The organism is Variovorax sp. YR566 (genome assembly GCF_051992195.1).
GTDB lineage: Bacteria > Pseudomonadota > Gammaproteobacteria > Burkholderiales > Burkholderiaceae_C > Variovorax.
In genome coordinates, this window is record NZ_CP197092.1 from 6,610,623 (window position 1) to 6,629,687 (window position 19,065).

20 protein-coding genes and 1 riboswitch are annotated in these 19,065 nt (G+C 66.4%); of the genes, 9 read left to right on the top strand and 11 right to left on the bottom strand.

The annotated features are described in order from the left end of the window. Positions 1-3 precede the first annotated feature (3 nt). Together ACTG4X_RS30970 and ybeY are read left to right on the top strand one after the other, a co-directional pair. Positions 4-960, top strand: coding sequence for a PhoH family protein (locus ACTG4X_RS30970; RefSeq protein ID WP_440532775.1), 957 nt, complete (start codon positions 4-6; stop codon positions 958-960). Position 961: 1 nt separating this feature from the next. Beyond that, positions 962-1,429, top strand: coding sequence for an rRNA maturation RNase YbeY (gene ybeY / locus ACTG4X_RS30975; RefSeq protein WP_093056690.1), 468 nt, complete (start codon positions 962-964; stop codon positions 1,427-1,429). Between the two features lie 17 nt (positions 1,430-1,446). Here the strand turns inward: ybeY and dtd are convergent, their stop codons facing one another. Together dtd and ACTG4X_RS30985 are read right to left on the bottom strand one after the other, a co-directional pair. After that, on the bottom strand, positions 1,447-1,890 hold the full coding sequence (dtd, locus tag ACTG4X_RS30980) for a D-aminoacyl-tRNA deacylase (RefSeq protein WP_440532776.1): 444 nt from the start codon (positions 1,888-1,890) through the stop codon (positions 1,447-1,449). Then, complete coding sequence (locus ACTG4X_RS30985) at positions 1,887-2,804, bottom strand: cation diffusion facilitator family transporter (RefSeq protein WP_440532777.1); 918 nt, start codon at positions 2,802-2,804, stop codon at positions 1,887-1,889. The genes dtd and ACTG4X_RS30985 overlap by 4 nt, the downstream gene beginning before the upstream one ends. Before the next feature lie 150 nt (positions 2,805-2,954). Here ACTG4X_RS30985 and ACTG4X_RS30990 point away from each other — a divergent pair, with 150 nt between their 5' ends. Both ACTG4X_RS30990 and ACTG4X_RS30995 read left to right on the top strand, forming a co-directional pair. After that, on the top strand, positions 2,955-3,500 hold the full coding sequence (locus ACTG4X_RS30990; RefSeq protein ID WP_093078414.1) for a FecR family protein: 546 nt from the start codon (positions 2,955-2,957) through the stop codon (positions 3,498-3,500). After that, on the top strand, positions 3,497-4,126 hold the full coding sequence (locus tag ACTG4X_RS30995) for an OmpA family protein (RefSeq protein WP_256216853.1): 630 nt from the start codon (positions 3,497-3,499) through the stop codon (positions 4,124-4,126). Before ACTG4X_RS30990 ends, ACTG4X_RS30995 begins: the two co-directional genes overlap by 4 nt. 7 nt (positions 4,127-4,133) lie before the next feature. Here ACTG4X_RS30995 and tyrS read toward each other — a convergent pair whose 3' ends face one another. Continuing rightward, positions 4,134-5,342 (bottom strand): tyrosine--tRNA ligase, encoded by a 1,209-nt coding sequence (gene tyrS / locus ACTG4X_RS31000; protein ID WP_093056694.1) that lies wholly within the window; start codon positions 5,340-5,342, stop codon positions 4,134-4,136. A gap of 183 nt (positions 5,343-5,525) precedes the next feature. On the opposite strand from tyrS, the gene ACTG4X_RS31005 reads away from it, so the two are divergent. Both ACTG4X_RS31005 and ACTG4X_RS31010 read left to right on the top strand, forming a co-directional pair. Beyond that, the gene (locus ACTG4X_RS31005) at positions 5,526-6,872 is read left to right on the top strand and encodes a M23 family metallopeptidase (RefSeq protein WP_307615911.1); all 1,347 of its coding nucleotides are present in this window, start codon (positions 5,526-5,528) and stop codon (positions 6,870-6,872) included. Between the two features lie 39 nt (positions 6,873-6,911). Then, positions 6,912-8,036 (top strand): anhydro-N-acetylmuramic acid kinase, encoded by a 1,125-nt coding sequence (locus ACTG4X_RS31010; protein ID WP_440532778.1) that lies wholly within the window; start codon positions 6,912-6,914, stop codon positions 8,034-8,036. 7 nt (positions 8,037-8,043) lie between these two features. On the opposite strand, the gene mdtD is transcribed toward ACTG4X_RS31010, so the two are convergent. The 4 genes from mdtD to rplM all read right to left on the bottom strand — a co-directional run bounded on the left by mdtD (position 8,044) and on the right by rplM (position 10,937). Further along, positions 8,044-9,468, bottom strand: a complete 1,425-nt coding sequence (mdtD, locus tag ACTG4X_RS31015; protein WP_440532779.1) for a multidrug transporter subunit MdtD — start codon at positions 9,466-9,468, stop codon at positions 8,044-8,046. 80 nt (positions 9,469-9,548) lie between these two features. Beyond that, positions 9,549-9,914 (bottom strand): iron-sulfur cluster insertion protein ErpA, encoded by a 366-nt coding sequence (gene erpA, locus ACTG4X_RS31020; RefSeq protein ID WP_007827949.1) that lies wholly within the window; start codon positions 9,912-9,914, stop codon positions 9,549-9,551. Between the two features lie 186 nt (positions 9,915-10,100). Beyond that, positions 10,101-10,493, bottom strand: a complete 393-nt coding sequence (gene rpsI, locus ACTG4X_RS31025; RefSeq protein WP_093056698.1) for a 30S ribosomal protein S9 — start codon at positions 10,491-10,493, stop codon at positions 10,101-10,103. 12 nt (positions 10,494-10,505) lie between these two features. Continuing rightward, a complete protein-coding gene (gene rplM / locus ACTG4X_RS31030) occupies positions 10,506-10,937 on the bottom strand; it encodes a 50S ribosomal protein L13 (protein WP_028259766.1) in 432 nt (143 codons plus the stop codon). 197 nt (positions 10,938-11,134) lie between these two features. Here rplM and ACTG4X_RS31035 point away from each other — a divergent pair, with 197 nt between their 5' ends. Beyond that, positions 11,135-12,085: a 23S rRNA (adenine(2030)-N(6))-methyltransferase RlmJ gene (locus ACTG4X_RS31035; protein WP_435459073.1), complete on the top strand. Its 951-nt coding sequence runs from the start codon at positions 11,135-11,137 to the stop codon at positions 12,083-12,085. Between the two features lie 19 nt (positions 12,086-12,104). Here the strand turns inward: ACTG4X_RS31035 and ACTG4X_RS31040 are convergent, their stop codons facing one another. From ACTG4X_RS31040 to ahcY, 4 genes are all read right to left on the bottom strand, one after another. After that, entirely contained in the window at positions 12,105-12,722 is a 618-nt protein-coding gene (locus ACTG4X_RS31040; RefSeq protein WP_093078408.1) for a septal ring lytic transglycosylase RlpA family protein, read from the bottom strand. A gap of 62 nt (positions 12,723-12,784) precedes the next feature. After that, on the bottom strand, positions 12,785-13,609 hold the full coding sequence (gene metF, locus ACTG4X_RS31045) for a methylenetetrahydrofolate reductase [NAD(P)H] (protein ID WP_093056701.1): 825 nt from the start codon (positions 13,607-13,609) through the stop codon (positions 12,785-12,787). 10 nt (positions 13,610-13,619) lie between these two features. After that, positions 13,620-14,402 carry a TlyA family RNA methyltransferase gene (locus ACTG4X_RS31050; RefSeq protein WP_093177323.1) on the bottom strand — a complete coding sequence of 261 codons (783 nt, stop codon included), beginning with the start codon at positions 14,400-14,402 and terminating at the stop codon, positions 13,620-13,622. 10 nt (positions 14,403-14,412) lie between these two features. After that, the gene (gene ahcY, locus ACTG4X_RS31055; RefSeq protein ID WP_093078405.1) at positions 14,413-15,852 is read right to left on the bottom strand and encodes an adenosylhomocysteinase; all 1,440 of its coding nucleotides are present in this window, start codon (positions 15,850-15,852) and stop codon (positions 14,413-14,415) included. Between the two features lie 66 nt (positions 15,853-15,918). Next, a riboswitch (S-adenosyl-L-homocysteine riboswitch) is annotated at positions 15,919-15,989 on the bottom strand. Positions 15,990-16,183: 194 nt separating this feature from the next. On the opposite strand from ahcY, the gene ACTG4X_RS31060 reads away from it, so the two are divergent. Both ACTG4X_RS31060 and ACTG4X_RS31065 read left to right on the top strand, forming a co-directional pair. Then, on the top strand, positions 16,184-18,217 hold the full coding sequence (locus ACTG4X_RS31060) for a hypothetical protein (protein ID WP_440532780.1): 2,034 nt from the start codon (positions 16,184-16,186) through the stop codon (positions 18,215-18,217). A gap of 148 nt (positions 18,218-18,365) precedes the next feature. Next, entirely contained in the window at positions 18,366-19,016 is a 651-nt protein-coding gene (locus ACTG4X_RS31065; RefSeq protein ID WP_440532781.1) for a hypothetical protein, read from the top strand. Positions 19,017-19,065: the final 49 nt, after the last annotated feature.

Consider the following 19,065-nt stretch of genomic DNA (forward strand, 5'->3'; position numbering starts at 1 on the left):
GAAATGTCCGGCGTGATTCTGCGACACACCTTTACCCCACTGAACAATTCGCGCCTCGGCCACCTGTGCGGACCTCTGGACACCCACCTGCGCCGCATCGAAGAGGCGTTGGGCGTGAAGATCGCGCACCGTCACGAACAGTTCAAGGTCGACGGCCCCAAGGCCTCCGCGCAGCGCGCAATGGACGTGCTGCAGGCGCTGTACGAAATTGCCCAGCGGCCCATCGACGCGGCGGTGGTGCAGTTCACGCTGGCCGGCGACGGCGGAATGCTCGATGGTGACGACGACATAGCGATGCTCGTCACCCGCCGCACCGACCTGCGCGCGCGCACACCCACGCAGGCGCTGTACCTCGACAACATCGCCAAGCACGACATCACCTTCGGCATCGGCCCGGCCGGCACCGGCAAGACGTATCTCGCAGTGGCCTGCGCGGTCGATGCGCTGGAGCGCGCCGCGGTGCAGCGCATCGTGCTGACGCGGCCCGCGGTGGAAGCAGGCGAGCGGCTGGGCTTTCTGCCGGGCGACCTGACGCAGAAGGTCGACCCGTACCTGCGCCCGCTGTACGACGCGCTCTACGACCTGATGGGCTACGAGAAGGTGCAGAAGGCCTTCGAGCGAAATGCGCTCGAGATCGCGCCGCTGGCCTTCATGCGCGGGCGCACGCTGAACAACGCCTTCGTGATCCTCGACGAGGCACAGAACACCACGCCCGAGCAGATGAAGATGTTCCTCACACGCATCGGCTTCGGCGCGCGCGCGGTGGTGACGGGCGACGTGAGCCAGATCGATCTGCCCAAGCAGCAGTTGAGCGGGCTGATCGACGCCGAACGCGTGCTCAAGCGCGTGAACGGCATTGCCATGACGCACTTCACGAGCGTGGACGTGGTGCGCCACCCGCTTGTGGCGAAGATCGTCGATGCCTACGATGGCCAGCGCAAGCGCGCGGGAGCCCACTGAGATGGCCGCATCCGCACTTCCCGCACTTTCGCTCTCGCTGCAATTCGGCCGCTTCAAGGGCGTGGAGCGCCATCGCGCCGCGCTGCCGCGCCACAGCGTGACGCGCTGGATCCGCCATGCGCTGGACATCGACGGCGAGATCACAGTGCGCATCGTCGATGCCGATGAGGGCCAGCGCCTGAACCGCGAGTTTCGCGGCAAGGACTACGCAACCAACGTGCTGACCTTCGACTACGCGCAAAGCCCGCTGGTGATGGCCGACCTGGTGCTGTGCGCTCCGGTGGTGGCGCGCGAGGCGAAGGAAAACCGCAAGACGCTGGCCGACCACTACGCGCACCTGCTGGTGCACGGCACGCTGCATGCGCAGGGCTGGGACCACGAGACCAGCGAGGCCGACGCTGACGAGATGGAAGCGTACGAAATCGAGATTCTTGCGGGCCTGGGCATTCGCAGCCCGTACGGCAAATAAATAAGCGGCCGCCGCCGCTACGCCGTCATCTGCAGCGGGATGGTGACGGGCCCGTCGTTCAGCAGGTGCACCTGCATGTCGGCGCCGAACTCGCCGGTGGCCACCACCGGGTGCGCGGCGCGCGCCTGCGCCACGAAGTACCCGTAGAGCCGGCGCCCTTCATCGGGCGGCGCGGCCTGGGTGAAGCTGGGGCGATTGCCGCCGCTCACGTCGGCCGCCAGCGTGAACTGGCTCACCACCAGCAGGCCGCCGCCGATGTCCTGCACGCTGCGGTTCATCTTGCCGGCCTCGTCCGAGAAGATGCGCAGCTTGAGGATCTTGGCGAGCATGCGGTCGGCGAGCACGTCGACGTCGCCGCGCTCTGCGCACAGCAGCACGAGCAGGCCCGCGTCGATGGCGCCGACGGTGCGGCCGGCAGTGTCGACGCGCGCATTTGCCACGCGTTGGAGAACAGCTTTCATAAGGCGTGATGTTCGCCGGCCTGGGTGGCGCGGGCTTCCATGGTCAGGGGCAGGAGCTGGATCGTCACGCGCAGGCCGGGCACGGCGTCCATCAGGGCCTGCTCCAGCTGGTCGCGCATGTTGGCGGCATGCTGCAGGGTCCAGTCGCCGGGCACGTGCATGTGCAGGTCGGCAAAGCGGCGCTGGCCGGCGCTGCGGGTCACCATGTCGTCGAAGCGCAGCCGCGTGCCTTCGGGCATGCGGGCGGCGAAGGCGTCGAGGGTGGCGCGCACGGTGGCGAGGGTTTCGGGGTCGAGGGCTTCGTCCATCAGGCCCTGCGACGAGCGCCACACCAGCTTGACGCCCTCGCGCACGATGTTGAGCGCTACGCCAATGGCCAGCAACGGGTCGAGCCAGAGCCAGCCGCTGAGCTGCACGCCGACGATGCCGACCACCACGGCGGCGGAGGTCCAGACGTCGGTCATCAGGTGGCGGCCGTCGGCCTCCAGCGCGATCGAACGGTGCGTGCGTGCCGCGCGGAAGAGCATGAAAGCCAGCCCTGCGTTGAAGCCCGAGCTGAGCACCGACAGCGCCAGGCCCCAGCCCAGCTGCTCCAGCGGCTGCGGCGACAGCAGGCGCTGGATGGACACCCAGAGGATCGCAATGGCCGCACCAACGATCAGGATGCCTTCGAAGCCCGAGGAAAAGTACTCGGCCTTGTGGTGGCCGTAGGGATGGTCGTCGTCGGCGGGCCGCTCGGCGATGGTCACCATGGCCAGCGCGAACATGGCGCTCGCCAGGTTCACGAAGGACTCCATCGCGTCCGAGATCAGGCCCATCGAATTCGTCAGGTAGCCAGCCAGGCCCTTGAGCACAATCGTGATCAAGGCCACGGCAACGGACACACGCAGCAGCGTCTTGGGGGTCAACGTCATGCAAAAACCATGGGAATTGGGCAGAAGGCAACGCAAAAAGCGGTAAAAGGCCGCAAGAACTGCCTGAATTATCGGCTCCGTGTCTACATGTAACGCCTTCGCATTAATAATTTGCGACCAACGCGAAACTGTCCTTCGCAGAGAGCCCAGATGATGAAAAACCTCGTGATCGCCTTGGGCGGCCTCGCCATTGTGGCCTCGGCCGCGCTGGCACAAGCCCAGACGCCATCGGCCGCTCCCGTGGCGGCGCCACCTGCCGCAGCCGCGTCCGCACCGGCGCCTGCTACAGCCGCCCCCGCCGCCAAGGCGGATCCCCAGGCGGGCTTCGTGAAGTTCGTGCGCGGCAACGTGCAACTGCTCAACGGCGCCGGCGCCACCCGCGCGGCCAGCCCCGGCGACGCGCTGGGCGCCGTGGACCGCATCGTGACCGGCCCCGACTCCTCGGCCTCCGTGGTGCTGCGCGACGACACGACACTGGTGGTCGGCCCCTCGTCGCGGCTCGACCTGAAGGAATTCCACTTCGACGGCACGACGCACGAAGGCGGCATGCTGGTCTCGCTGCTGCGAGGCTCCATGCGCATGATCACCGGCCTGATCGGCAAGACCAATCCCGACGCAGTGCGGGTCGAGACGCAGACGGCCACCATCGGCATTCGCGGCACCGACTTCATCGTGCAAGCCGACGGCCAGCCATGATGAAGACTCCCAAGCCCCAACAGTCCCGCCTCGCATTCCTTCTTCCGGCCGCGCTGGCCGCCCTGCTGCTGGCCGCATGCTCGACGCCCGGCACGCGGGTGGTGCTGCTGCCGCAGGCGGACGGCAAGCCATCGGCAGTGGTGGTACGCGCCAAGGACGGAGAAGAAGTGCTTTCCACGCCTTACCAGCGCGCCACGGCCGCAGTGGGCGCAAAGGGCGCTCCGGTGGTCGACCAGGCCGATCCGGCCAAGGTGCAGGCAGAGAACAAGCCGCTGTTCGACATGCGCCCGCCTCCGCCGCAGCGCTACACGGTGTATTTCGAGCTCGGCGGCACCACGTTGACGCCGGCTTCGCAGCAGATCATGACCGAGGCGCTGGCTGCGGCGTTGGCGCGCAGCGGCGGCGACATCGTGGTCACGGGCCACACCGACACCAAGGGCAGCGGCGAGCAGAACGACCAGTTGTCGCGTCGTCGGGCGCAGGAAGTGGTTCAGCTCTTCGTGGAGCGCCAGTTCCCGGCCAACCGCATCGAGGCCGTGGGCCGCGGCGAGCGCGACCTGGCCGTCCCGACCGCCGACGAGGTGGACGAGCCGCGGAACCGGCGCGTCACCATCGAGGTTCGCTGAAAGCCCCTCAGCTCAGGGTCACGCGGGCGAACTTGCGCTTGCCGACCTGCACCACGTAGCTGCCTGCGGGCAGCTTCAGCGCCTTGTCGCTAACCACGGCTGAGTCGATACGCACGCCGCCACCGTCGATCAGGCGATTGCCTTCCGAGGTCGAAGGCGCCAGGTTCGCCTGCTTGAGCAGTTGGGCGATGCCCAGCGGAGCACCCGACAGCGACACCTCCGGAATCTCGTCCGGCACGCCACCCTTGCTGCGGTTGATGAAATCCTGCTCGGCCGCGTCCGCCGCCGCCGCACTGTGGAAGCGCGTGGTGATTTCCTTGGCCAGCGCGACCTTGGCGTCCTTCGGATTGCGGCCGCCCTCGATCTCGGCCTTCAGCGCCGCGATCTGCTCCAGCGACTGGAAGCTCAGCAGCGTGTACCAGCGCCACATCAGGTCGTCGGAAATCGACAGCACCTTGGCGAACATGGTGTTGGCGTCTTCGCTGATACCGATGTAGTTGTTCTTGCTCTTCGACATCTTTTCGACGCCGTCGAGCCCTTCCAGCAGCGGCATAGTGAGTATGCACTGCGGTTCTTGACCGTATTCCTGCTGGAGATGGCGACCGACGAGCAGGTTGAATTTCTGGTCGGTGCCGCCCAGCTCGAGGTCGCTCTTGAGCGCGACCGAGTCGTAGCCCTGCATCAGCGGGTAGAGGAATTCGTGCACCGAGATCGACTGGCCGCCCTTGAAGCGCTTGTTGAAGTCGTCGCGCTCCATCATCCGGGCCACCGTGTACTTGGCGGCGAGCTGGATCATGCCGCGCGCGCCCAGGGGGTCGCTCCACTCGGAGTTGTAGCGGACTTCGGCAATATCGACGTTCAGCACCAGGCGCAGCTGGTCGAAGTAGGTCGCCGCATTGGCCTCGATCTGCTCGCGGGTCAGCGGCGGCCGGGTGCTGTTGCGCCCGGACGGGTCGCCGATGGTGGTGGTGAAGTCGCCGATCAGCGGGATCACCGTGTGGCCCAGGTCTTGCAACTGGCGCATCTTGTTGAAAACCACCGTGTGACCCAGATGAATATCCGGTGCCGTCGGGTCCAGACCGAATTTGATGCGCAGGGGGGTCCCGGTGGCTTCGGAGCGCTGGAGCTTGCGCACCCACTCGTCCTGCGGCAGCAGCTCGTCAGCGCCGCGGAGGGATATTTCTAGCGCGCGTCCTACACTATTTGAGAGGCTCATGGATGTAACAGATTCGGCCTTTACGGGCTTTTTTAGCTGACTTTGGGGGTGCCGAAGCTATACTCAGCCCGACTTTTCAAGCGCCGAATTCTAAGCGGCGCTTTTTCCGCACCGTCTGCTGCCGCCCTGAACGTACTGGGCCTTGCAGCACGGATTTGCAGAACCTGAGCTGGAATTCACAGTTTGATCAACGGCATTCTTGCCGCCGAGGAGCTACTTGCTTCTCGCGTGGCCTATACATTCCGGACGTACCCCAAGCAGATCACCGCGGTCATTGCTGCCGCGCTGCTGAGCGCCGGCACCCTCGCGGTGGCATCGCTCGGTCCTGACGCATCCGACCTCCCGGTCCACCAGATTCTCGAAGCGACGGCGCCAATGTCGTTCGCCGACCAGAGCGAATCGCTCGAAAACTTCAGCTTCACCCTGTTCCGCACCGACGTCACCCGTTCGAGCGACACGGCCGAGGCCCTGATGAAGCGCCTGGGCATTTCCGACCCGGCCGCCACCGCCTTCGTGCGCAGCAGCGTGGAAGCCCGCAACGCGCTGTTCTCGCGCGCCGGCCGCACCGTGACGGCCGAGGCCACGCAGGAAAACCAGCTCAAGAAGCTCAGCGCCCGCTGGATTCCCGATGGCGACGGCGGCTTCAAGCGCTTCGTCATCGAACGCACGCCCACCGGCTTTGCCGGCGTGACCGAGCGCGACATGCTCACGCCGGGCACGCGCCTGGCAAGCGGCACCATCCGCACCTCGCTGTTCGCCGCCACCGACGACTCGCGCATTCCCGACGCGGTGGCAAGCCAGCTGGCCGACATCTTCGCGGGCGACGTCGACGTGCGCGCCCTGCGCAAGGGCGACCGCTTCGCCGTGGTGTACGAAACCTTCGAAGCCGACGGACAGGCGCTGCGCAGCGGCCGCGTGCTGTCGGCCGAGTTCGAGAACAACGGCAAGATCCACCAGGCCGTCTGGTTCCAGCCTCCGGGCGCGGGCCAGAAGGGCAGCTACTACCGCCCGAACGGCGACAGCCTGCGCAAGGCCTACCTGGCAACACCGGTCGAGTTCTCGCGCGTGTCCAGCGGCTTCGCGATGCGCATGCACCCGATCCTGAACAGCTGGCGCCAGCACAACGGCATCGACTACGCGGCACCCACCGGCACCTCGGTGCGTTCGGTCGGCGACGGCACGGTCGATTTCGCGGGCACGCAGAACGGCTACGGCAATATCGTCATCATCAATCACCGCAACAACCAGCAGACGGCGTACGCGCACCTGAGCCGCATCGACGTCAAGGCCGGCCAGGCGGTGAGCCAGGGCCAGACGGTCGGCGCGGTGGGCTCCACCGGCTGGGCCACCGGCCCGCACCTGCACTTCGAATTCCGCGTGGGCGGCGTCTATCAAGACCCGGCTTCCATCGCACAGGAAGGCGGCGCGCCGATCACCGCCGCCATGCGCCCGGCCTTCGAGCGTGTCGCCGTGGGTGCGCGCACCGAGCTGGCGGCTGCTTTCTCGGTCATCCAGGCCAGCGCCGACTGATTCCGTCGCGCGGCCGGCCTCTCCAGCCCTGATCCAAAGATGGCCGCCGAACTTTTCATCGGCCTGATGTCGGGCACCTCGCTCGATGGCGTCGATGGCGTGCTCGCCGACTTTTCCGGTGGTCGCATCGCGGTGCAGGCCTACGCCACGGCGCAGTTCCCTGTGACCTTGCGCGCCGAACTGCTCGCGCTCAACACTCCCGGCGACAACGAACTGCATCGCGCGGCACTTGCCGGCAACGGGCTGGCACGTGCGTATGCCGGTGTCGTCGCCCAGTTGCTGGCGGACAGCGGCACCGACGCCAAGGCCGTCACCGCCGTCGGCGCTCACGGCCAGACGGTGCGCCACCGGCCGCTCGAGTTCGACGAGGTCGGCTACACCCTGCAAGTCAACAACCCCTCGCTGCTGGCCGAACTGACCGGCATCGACGTGGTCGGCGACTTCCGCAGCCGCGACCTCGCGGCCGGCGGCCAGGGTGCGCCGCTGGTGCCGGCCTTTCACCGCGCGCTGTTCGCTCGGGCCGACGAAACGGTCGCCGTGCTGAACATCGGCGGCATTTCCAACCTGAGCCTGCTACCGGCGACGAATACGGTGGGCGGCGCCAGCGTGCTCGGCTTCGACTGCGGCCCCGGCAATGCGCTGATGGACCACTGGTGCCAGACCAACCAGGGCCAGCCCTTCGACCGTGGCGGCCAATGGGCTGCCAGCGGGCAGGTGCTGCCCGCCCCGCTCTCGCAGCTGCTGGCCGACCCGTACTTCGCCAAGACGCCACCGAAAAGCACCGGACGCGACCTGTTCAACCCGACCTGGCTCGCCGCGCAACTCGGCACCACGACGATGGCGCCTGCCGATGTGCAGGCGACGCTGGCCGAATTGACCGCACAGGTTTGTGCGGCAGACGTGAAGAGCTATGGAAAAGATAGCAAGCTGCTGATCGTCTGCGGCGGTGGCGCGCTGAACGACCATCTGCTAGACCGCCTGCGCGCCCTGCTGCCTGGCATCCATGTGGCGGCCTCGACCGATCACGGCCTGCCGCCCCAGCAGGTCGAGGCGGCGGCGTTTGCATGGCTTGCCCGGGCCACCGTCCGGCGCGAGGCAGGCAATCTGGCCAGCGTGACTGGCGCGCGCGGGGCACGGGTGCTCGGCGCGATCTACCCCGCCTGATTCGCCCTCAGCCCTGGCCGGAAACCTCCGGCTGGGCGGGGTGCGGCGCTCGCACTTCCGAGGGAAGATGCCAGAAGATCATCGCTGAAGCCACCGTGATCAGCCCCATACTTGCAAAGGTGGCCTGAAAGGCATCCAGCGTGTGCGCAGGTGTTTCGGTGCCGAAGATGCCGTTGTAGCCCGCCAGCACGGCACCCGCGGCGGCCACGCCCAGGCTCATTGCCAGCATCTGCACCATCGACAGCAGGCTGTTGCCGCTGCTGGCCATGCTGCCGTCCAGGTCCTTCAGCGTGATCGTGTTCATCGCGGTGAACTGCAGCGAATTGACCGCGCCGAAAGCCAGCAGCTGCAGCACGTGCAGCGCCATCGGCTGGCCCGGCGCCGTCAGCCCGAAGCTGGCCATGGTGCAGCCCACGAGGATGGTGTTGACCACCAGCACCTTGCGGTAGCCGTGGCGCGTGATCAGCGGCGTGGCGAAGCGCTTCATGGCCATGCCGGCCAACGCGATCGGCAGCATCATCAGCCCGGCGCGCACCGGTGAATAGCCCATCGACACCTGAAGCAGCAGCGGCACCAGGAAAGGCATGCAGCTGCTGCCCAGCCGCGAGAACAGGTTGCCGATCAGGCCGATGCTGAGCGTCGGCACATGAAACAGCGAGGGCGCAAACAGAGGCTCGGGCGTACGCGAAGCGCGCAGCCAGTAGGCGACGATGCTCGCGAAGCCGAAGATCAGCACGACCATCACGCCGCCCTGGCGCAAGCCCACGCCGTCGAGCGAGAGCGAAATCGCCACCATGCCGAAGGCCAGCATCGCGTAGCCCACGCTGTCGAAACGCTTCTGCACCACGCCGCGCAGGTCGGGCATGTACTTGAGCGTGGCGATGCAGCCCAGCAGCCCCACGGGCACGTTGATCAGGAAGATCCAGTGCCACGAGGCGTACTGCACCAGCCAGCCGCCCAGCGTGGGGCCCAGCAAGGGCCCTATGAGGCCCGGAATGGCGACAAAGCTCATCGCCTGCAGGAATTCCCCACGCGGCACCGTGCGCAGCAGCGCCAGGCGCCCCACAGGCAGCAGCAACGCGCCGCCCAGGCCCTGAACCACCCGGGCGGCCACCAACTGGCCCAGTCCGTGCGAGAGCGCGCACAGCACCGATCCGGCGGCGAACAGCACGATGGCCGAGAAAAAGATGCGCCGCGTGCCGAAGCGGTCGGCAATCCAGCCCGAAGCGGGGATCAGCATCGCCATGGTGAGCGCGTACGCCACCACCACCGACTGCATGCGCAGCGGGCTCTCGCCGAGGCTCGCGGCCATCGCCGGCAGTGCGGTGTTGATGATGGTGGCGTCGAGCGTCTGCATGAAGAAGCCGACGGCGACGAGCCACAGCAGGCTCTTGCGGACGGGATTGACGGCAGCTTCAGCCTCGGTGGTCATAGGCAGCGAAAGAGAAACAGGAACGAAAAAGCCGCCCGGAGGCGGCTTATTGGGGAAGCTGGGTCAGCAGCATTCAGGCATCAGGCCGAGAAGCTCGATCCGCAGCCGCAGGTGCTGGTGGCGTTCGGGTTCTTGATCACGAACTGGGCGCCTTGCAGGTCTTCCTTGTAGTCGATCTCGGCGCCGACCAGGTACTGGTAGCTCATGGCGTCGATCAGCAGCGACACACCGTTCTTGGTCATGGTGGTGTCGTCTTCATTGGTGATTTCATCGAAAGTGAAACCGTACTGGAAACCGGAGCAGCCGCCACCCTGCACGAACACGCGCAGCTTCAGGTCGGGATTGCCTTCCTCGGCGATCAGGTCGGCCACCTTGGCGGCCGCGCTGTCTGTGAAGACGATCGGCTCGGGCATCTGGGTCTGGATGTTTTCGGCAACGGCGCTCATGGGGTGATAACTCCTAGGGGGCCGGACATGCGGCCAATGGAACGAATGCTACTGCAATGCCGCATTCTCGGCAGGCTGGGTGTGGCGTGCACCCCAATGCAAGTGGGGTTGGAGGCCCTGGCGCCAAGAGGGCTTCCAATGAAAAAGCCGCCCGAAGGCGGCTTTTTGTTCGCAGCGAACAGTGGATCAGCGCTTGCTGAACTGCTTGCGACGACGGGCGGAGTGCAGACCGACCTTCTTACGCTCGACTTCACGTGCATCGCGCGTCACGAAGCCGGCTTGGCTCAGGACGGGCTTGAGCGACGCGTCGTAGTCGATCAGCGCACGGGTGATGCCGTGGCGCGTGGCGCCGGCTTGACCCGATTCGCCGCCGCCGTTCACGTTCACCATCACGTCGAAAGCTTCGAGGTTGTTGGTCAGCGCGAGGGGCTGCTTGGCAATCATGATCGAGGTTTCGCGGCCGAAGAACTCTTGGATGTCCTTGCCGTTGACCGTGATCTTGCCGGTGCCTTTTTTCAGAAACACGCGGGCGACGCTCGATTTGCGACGGCCGGTGCCATTGTTCCATTCACCAATCATTCTCAAGGCTCCTTACAGTTCCAGCACTTTGGGCTGTTGGGCGGTATGCGGGTGTTCAGCACCACCGTACACCTTGAGTTTCTTGATCATCGCGTAACCGAGCGGGCCCTTGGGCAGCATGCCCTTGACAGCCTTTTCCAGGGCGCGGCCCGGGTGCTTGGATTGCATGTCGCGGAAGTTCGTCGCCGTGATACCGCCCGGGTAGCCCGAGTGACGGTAGTACACCTTGTCGATCGACTTGGCGCCGGTGACGCGCAGTTGCGCGGCGTTGATGATGACGATGAAGTCACCGGTATCGACGTGAGGCGTGTAAATGGCCTTGTGTTTGCCGCGCAAACGGAGAGCAACTTCGCTGGCTACTCGTCCGAGGACCTTGTCGGTCGCGTCAATCACAAACCACTCGTGCGTCACGTCAGCGGGCTTGGCGCTGAACGTTTTGGTCATGAGTTTTTCTCTTGAAAAGAGGGTTTGTCGGGCCCTTTTCCACGGTCGGCGTTCCTCTGACGGGAATCTCTTAGGTGGGAAGGTAGTCTTCGCCGCGGGGCCACAAAAACGCTGCGAAGCCCGCGATTATATAAAGAATGGCCCTGTGCTGGCAAATTCGCATATGTGCGGCCCAACACCGTTACCATCCTCCCCCTATGTTCAGTTACCGCCACGCCTTCCATGCCGGCAACCACGCCGACGTGCTCAAGCACACGGTGCTGATTGCCACGCTCGACCATCTGCTTGAAAAAGAGGCAGCCCTGACGGTCGTCGACACCCACGCCGGCGCCGGCCTGTATCGGCTCGACGGCGACTATGCCGGCACCAGCGGCGAAGCGGCCGACGGCATCCTGCGCCTTCTTTCGGACAAGAAAGAGCCCACCACACCCGCCCCCGCGGCCAAGTCCGCTAGCAAAAAGGTAGCGCCCGAAGCCGAGGCCCCGCTGGCCGACGCTATCGCCCGCTACCTCAGCGTGATCCACGACTTCAACCCCAAGGGCGGCGCGCGCGTCTACCCCGGCTCGCCGTTCATCGTGCAACACCTGCTGCGCGACCACGACAAGCTCAAGCTGTTCGAACTGCACCCGACCGACGCCCGCACGCTGGACGCCAACATCGCCCAGCTCGAGGCCGGCCGCCAGATCGCGGTGTTGCGCGAAGACGGCTTCGGCAGCGCCACCAAGTTCCTGCCGCCGCCGTCGCGCCGCGCGCTGGTGCTGATGGACCCCAGCTACGAGATGAAAACCGACTACGGCCGGGTGCTCGATTTCGCGGCCGAGGCGCTCAAGCGCTTTGCCACCGGCACCTACGCGATCTGGTATCCGATCATTCCGCGCCCCGAGGCGCACGACCTGCCGCGCCGGCTCAAGACGATGGCGACCAAGGCCGGCAAGTCGTGGCTGCACGCCACGCTGACGGTCAAGTCCAGCAAGATCACGACGGACGCGTCGGGCGAAACCCACCGGCCGGGGCTGCCGGCCAGCGGCATGTTCCTGATCAATCCGCCGTACACGCTGAAGCCGCTGCTGGCGGACGCGTTGCCGCAGTTGGTGGAGCGCCTGGCGCAAGACCGGCACGCCGCCTTCTCGCTCGATTCGGGCGGCTGAGCCCCCGCCTTTTCGTTTCTTATTTACGGCGACGAGGCGGCACGATCACCTTGCGCCGCGCGGGCACCGGCGACTTGGCTCGCTGCTGCACGGCCGCAGCCGCCACTGGCGCCGACGCATCGCCTGCCTCCACCGGCAAACCACCGCAGCGCATCCCTTCACGGTCGACGATCGACAGCGCCACCTGCTTGATGCCCAGGCCCGTCAGGCCGATGCGGTCGGCCGCCGCGCGGCTCAGGTCGATCACCCGGCCCGCTGCATAGGGCCCGCGGTCGTTGATGCGCACCAGCACCTCGCTGCCGTTGACGAGGCTGCGCACGCACACGCGCGTGTTGAAAGGCAGGGTCTTGTGGGCCGCCGTCAGGGCGGTCATGTCGAAGCGCTCGCCGCTGGCGGTCTTGCGCTGGTGGAACTGGATGCCGTACCACGAGGCACCGCCGCGCTCGAAGATTTCGCGCGGCCCGTCGTCGCCGGGCACGCCGTCGTCCGGCGTCTGTTCGCCCATTCCGGACACCGCCAGGTCATAGCGCACCGACGGCACGCTCGAACGCGGCGCCGCGCCCGGCGGCACCGCGATGGCGCGGGGCAAGGGCAGCAGCTTCCCCGTTCCGCCTTCGGCGTCCGTGGCCGGCGGCATGGCGCAACCGGCGAGAACGCAGGTCGCAGCGACCAGGACTGCACGAAGCCCCGCGCGCCCTCTCAATCGAGGCGCTCCAGTACAGCCAGCGTGGCCGCCGACTGGTTCATCGTGTAGAAGTGCAGCGCCGGGGCGCCACCGTCGCGCAGGCGCGCGCACAGGTCGGTCACCACGTCGAGGCCGAAGGCCTTGATCGATGCCGTGTCGTCGCCGAAGCTTTGCAGACGCAGGCGGATCCAGCGCGGAATCTCGGCGCCGCAGGCGTCCGAGAAACGCATGAGCTGCGTCGAGCTCGTGATCGGCATGATGCCCGGCACGATCGGCGTGTCGAGCCCCAGCTTGCGCGCGTCGTCGACGAAGCGGAAGTAGGCCTCGGGGCTGAAGAAGTACTGCGTGATTGCCGAATCGGCGCCCGCCTTCACTTTGGCGGCAAAGGCCTGCAGATCAGCCTCGGGCGAACGGGCCTGCGGATGGATCTCGGGGTAGCAGGCCACCTCGATGTGAAAGTCGCGGCCGGTCTCTTCGCGGATGAAGGCGACGAGGTCGCTCGCATACAGGAATTCGCCGCCGATGCCATAGCCGCTCGGCAGGTCGCCGCGCAGGGCCACGAGGCGCTTGACGCCCATGGCCTTCAGCTCGGCGAGCTGCTCGCGCACCGTGGCGCGCGTGGCGCCAATGCACGAGAAGTGGCTCGCGGCGTCCACGCCTTCGGACAGGATCTCCTGCACCGCACCGAAAGTGCCCTGGTGCGTGGAGCCGCCCGCGCCGTACGTGACCGAGCAGAACTGCGGCTTGCGCACATACAGCTGCTGGCGCACGGCGCGCAGCTTGACCGCGCCTTCGGGCGTCTTGGTCGGGAAGAATTCGAAACTCAGCGGAAGGCGCACCTGCGTCTCCTTAGGAACCGTCGTTCGCGTCCTGGACGGCACGAACGGCGTGGATGAAAAACTCGCGGTTGCCGTCGCCTCCGGCGATCGGGCTGTCGAACCACTGCAGCACCCGCAGGCCCAGCGCCTCGCAGGCATCGTGCAGGCGCTTCTCGACCACCGCATACATCGACTCGTCGCGCACGATGCCGCCCTTGCCGACCTGGCCGGGCTGCAGTTCGAACTGCGGCTTGACCAGCATCAACAGACGCCCGTCGTCCGCCAGAAATTCGACCACCGCCGGCAGCACCAGCGTGAGCGAGATGAACGACAGGTCGCCAACGATCAGGTCGAAACGCGACTCGCCTTCTTCTTCCAGGTCATCGGGCGACAACGCACGCGCATTGACGCCTTCGATGGCGACCACGCGTTCGTCCTCGCGCAGCCGCGCATGCAGCTGCCCATGGCCGACATCGACGCCAACCACCTTCGCGGCACCGCGCTGCAGCAGGCAATCGGTAAAACCGCCGGTCGACTGGCCCACGTCGAGGCACAGCTTGCCGGAAGGGTCGATGCCGCTCTCGGCCAGCGCGCCTTCGAGCTTGAGTCCGCCGCGCGACACATAGCGCGCCTCGGCCGCATCGGCCAGCTCGAGCTCGGCCGACTCGGGCACGTCGTCCTTGTTCTTGACGACCGAGCGCCACGCGTCGCTCGTGCCCGCGTCGCGCCAGCGCAGGCCGCCGGCAATGAGCCGCACCGCTTGCGAACGCGACGCGGCCAGGCCGCGCTCCACCAACAGTTGATCAGCGCGCATCCGTTGTCGATCAGTAGCGGTACGTGTCCGGCTTGTACGGGCCGTTCTTGCTCACGCCGATGTAGGCGGCCTGCGCGTCGGTCAGCTCGGTGAGCATGGCACCGACCTTCTTCAGGTGCAGGCGCGCGACCTTCTCGTCGAGGTGCTTGGGCAGCACGTAGACCTTGCCGGCCTGGTAGGCGTCGGGCTTGGTGAACAGCTCGATCTGGGCGATGGTCTGGTTCGCGAACGACGACGACATCACGAAGCTCGGGTGGCCCGTGCCGCAGCCCAGGTTCACGAGGCGGCCCTTGGCCAGCAGGATGATCTTCTTGCCGTCCGGGAACTTGATGTGGTCGACCTGCGGCTTGATTTCTTCCCACTCGTACTTCTCGATCGACGCAACGTCGATCTCGTTGTCGAAGTGGCCGATGTTGCAGACGATGGCCTGGTCCTTCATCTTGGCCATCGTGTCGTGCGTGATGACGTCCTTGTTGCCGGTGGTCGTCACGAAGATGTCGGCCTTGTCGGCGGCATATTCCATCGTCACGACCTTGTAGCCTTCCATCGCGGCCTGCAGGGCGTTGATCGGGTCGATCTCGGTGACCCACACTTGCGCCGACAGTGCGCGCAGCGCCTGAGCCGAGCCCTTGCCCACGTCGCCGTAGCCGGCCACGCAGGCCACCTTGCCGGCGATCATCACGTCGGTCGCGCGCTTGATGCCGTCCACCAGCGACTCGCGGCAGCCGTACAGGTTGTCGAACTTGCTCTTGGTGACCGAGTCGTTCACGTTGATGGCGCGGAACAGCAGCGTGCCCTTGGCGCTCATCTCGTTCAGGCGGTGCACGCCGGTGGTGGTTTCCTCGGTCACGCCGATGATCTCGGCCGACTTGCGGGTGTACCAGGTCGAATCGACGGCCAGCTTGGCCTTGATGGCGGCGAAGAGAATGCGCTCTTCCTCGCTGCCCGGGTTGGCGAGCACGCCCAGGTCCTTCTCGGCGCGCTGGCCCAGGTGCATCAGCAGCGTGGCGTCGCCGCCGTCGTCCAGGATCATGTTCGGGCCTTCGCCCTTCGAGTCCTTGGGGCCGAAGTCGAAGATGGCGTGGGTGTAGTCCCAGTAATCCTTCAGCGACTCACCCTTGATGGCGAACACCGGCGTACCTGCCGCGGCGATGGCGGCGGCGGCGTGGTCCTGCGTCGAGAAGATGTTGCACGAGGCCCAGCGCACGGTCGCGCCTAGCGCCTGCAGCGTCTCGATCAGCACGGCCGTTTGAATGGTCATGTGCAGCGAGCCCGTGATGCGCGCGCCCTTCAGCGGCTGCGCCTTCGAGAACTCTTCGCGGATGGCCATCAGGCCGGGCATCTCGGTTTCCGCGATCTTGATTTCCTTGCGGCCCCAGGCGGCGAGGGACAGGTCGGCGATCGCCTGGTCGGCGGTCGAAACGGGGGTGGGCTTGAGAACAGCGCTCATGGGAACTCCAACAAAACTGGTTTGAAAGATGCCGCTGCGTACGGGGAACGGACTCACCGCAAGAACAGCGGGTGAGCGTGGTTGCGATGTGTGGTCCGAGCCTCACGCCTGACGGCGCTGCAACGCTCCTCGGAACGGCGGATTGTAGACGGGGCAAGAGCCTGCGCCAATGCTCGAGGCTTGGCTGACATTTGTCACCCTCGGAGTGACATTGACCTCTGGTTACGATTTCCTCAGGTTTGGTTCAGCAGCCAACCGGCCTGTTGTCGAGCCTATCTGAAAACAAAAGGGCACAAAAATGAGGATGACGAGGAATCTTGCGAGTTGGTGCATGGTCGCCTTGCTGGCGGCTTGCGGGGGAGGAGGCGGCGGCTCCGGTGGCCTTTCGCTGTCGTCGGGCGGCAGCGGCAAGCCGGAGGTCGCGGCCGGCAAGACCCTGGGCGCGGACGCGCGCAACGGCAGCTATCGCGTCTACGCGGCCAATGGCACGCAACAGCAACTGGCGGTCGATTTCGACGCCGGCAGCTACACGATGACGGACAACCTCGGCCTGGCCGAGTCCGGCACTTTCAGCGAAGACTTCACCGAGCCGGGGACCTACGTCTTTGCCAGCAGTCGGATCACGACTGCGGCCAACACCTCGCGCTTCAGGGTGACGACAGACGCCATCGTCGGTGCCTTCCCGTTCCAGACCGCGTACTCGAGCCCCGCTGCGTACGCCGCGCAGCCCTTCATCGCCGCGCGCGATTTCGTGAGTGACGCCGCACTGCTCGACAGCGACTACAACCGCCTCGGCATAACACGCAACGGCGCCGGCGCTTCGGACTCGCAAATCCTGTCCATGCGCGTCTCCGGCACCGGCACGACGCTCGAGATCTGTCTCGACAACGTGGTCTACCGAATCGCCTTGTGTCCCGCCACGTCGAAGCGAACCTACACAATCGCCGCAGACATCGACAGCGCGTGGGTTGCGACCAACATTGCCGATGCCGCTGACACAGTGAGGTTCCGGATGGCGCGCATCGGCGGCCAGAACGTCTATCTGGCGGCGGGCACCAGCCCGACTGCGCCGGCCACCCAGCTCTTGAGGATCGGTCTGCCCGACTCTTCGAACTGGCCCACCACCCGCGGCATCGGCGCATCGACCACGGGCAGTTGGGGCAGCAACCTGATCGACACCGCCAACTCGGTGCGCACAGCCACCAGCACGGACGGCACCTACGGCACCCTGACGATGCCGATAGGCGGCACCTTTCCGCTGCCGCCCGAAGGCATCCGCACCGTCAACAGCGGCGGCGCGAACAGCTACTTCGCGATGCAGAACGGCCTGCTCTCGGTGGTCGTCGGTTCGCGCAACCCCAACACGCAGGGCTACATCCAGATCAACCTGATCGACACCGGCACCGCGCCCGACGCACGCAATGGCCGCTACAAGGTCTACGCCACCAACGGCACGCGGCAGACGCTGGCGCTTAACCTCGACAGCAAGCGCTACGAGATGACCGACGAGACCGGCGCCATCGCCTCCGGCAGCTTCGCCGAAGACGCGGCAGAAGCCGGCAGCTTCATCTTCGACAGCAGCCGCATCACGAGCCCGGCGAACACGGCGCGCTTCCGCCTTGCGACGGACACGGTGGTCGGATCTTTCCCGTTCGCTGTCGCGCAGGTCACGCCGGTGAGCTACGGCGTGCGGCCGTTCGTAGCATCGCGTGCGCTGGTGAAGACGCAGGCAGCTCTCGACGGCGTCTACAACCGTCTGGGCATCAACCTGACGGCCACCACCGGCGATTCGTCGATCACGCAGATCCAGATCGCCAACGGAGGCGCCACGCTCTACCTGTGCAATGACAACGGGATCTACCGCATCGACAACTGCCCTGCAGCCTCCCTGCGGACCTACACCGTGTCGGCCGGTCCGACCGTCGACACCTGGCACATCGTGAGCGTGACCAATCCCTCCGACAACGGCAACTTCGGGATCGCACGTATCGGCGGCGAGAACGTCTACCTCGGGGCCGGCGTCAGCTCCTCGACGCCCACGATCTCGCAGTTCCGCATCGGCCTGCCGGAGCGCGCGACATGGCCCACCATCGCCGCACGCGGTGGCGCCACCAACGGCAGCTGGGGCGGCACGTCCATCGACGCCGTCAACTACGCCCGCGCGCAGGTGCTACCCGACGGCACCACGGCCACGCTCAGTGCGACGCTGGGTTCGATGGGCACGATCGGCCCGCTCAACATGCGCGCGGCAACGTTCGGCGGCACCGCGTTCCACTTCGCAAGCCAGAGCAGCAAGCTCTTCGCGATGGTCGGCTCGCGCAACCCGGCCACGGCCGGCGCGCTTGAAATCGGCCTGATCGACTGACGCTCCAGGCTCTTCGTAAAAAAGGCCGCACACCGCATCGCGCGGTGTGCGGCCTTTTTTCTTGCTCATTCAGGCCTAAGTCGGCGGTCTGCACGATTCGCCGCCGCGACGTACATTGGCCGGACTCCCATCGCCCCCGAAAGCCACCATGCCGATTTCCCTGTCCAACGCGTCCAAAGCCCTGCTCGCCACCACCGCCACCGCCCTTTGCCTGACCGCCGCCGTGCTGCCGGTCACCGCATCGGCGCAAAGCTCCGACACCGTACGCATCCGCGGCACCATCGTGCGCGTCGATGCCAACACCCTCGTCGTGCAGGACCGCGGCGGCGAGGTCGTCTCGCTCGCACGCCCGGCCGAGATGGCCGTGTCCGAGGTCTACCGCATCAAGCTGTCCGACATCAAGCGCGGCAGCTTCATCGGCACCGCCGCCATGCCGCAGGCCGACGGTACGCAGAAGGCGCTCGAAGTGGTGGTGTTCCCCGAGGCTGCGCGCGGAACGGGCGAAGGCCACCGCCCATGGGACCTGCTGCCCCAGAGCACCATGACCAACGCCACGGTCGCCGACCTGGCCGCGGCGCCGAAGTCGGTGCGCGGCGGCCAGCAGCTGCGGCTGACCTACAAGGGTGGCGAGAAGACCGTCATCGTGCCGCCCGATGTGCCCGTGGTCACCTTCCGCCCCGGCACCGACGCGCTGCTGGTGCCCGGCGCCCACGTGCTGGTCAATGCGCAGGAGAAGAACGGCACGCCCACGGCATTGCGCGTCACGGCCGGCCGCAACGGCTTCGCGCCGCCGATGTAAGAAGAAGCCCGGCACCCAAGGGAAATCCCGCAGGCATTTTTGTCGCTGC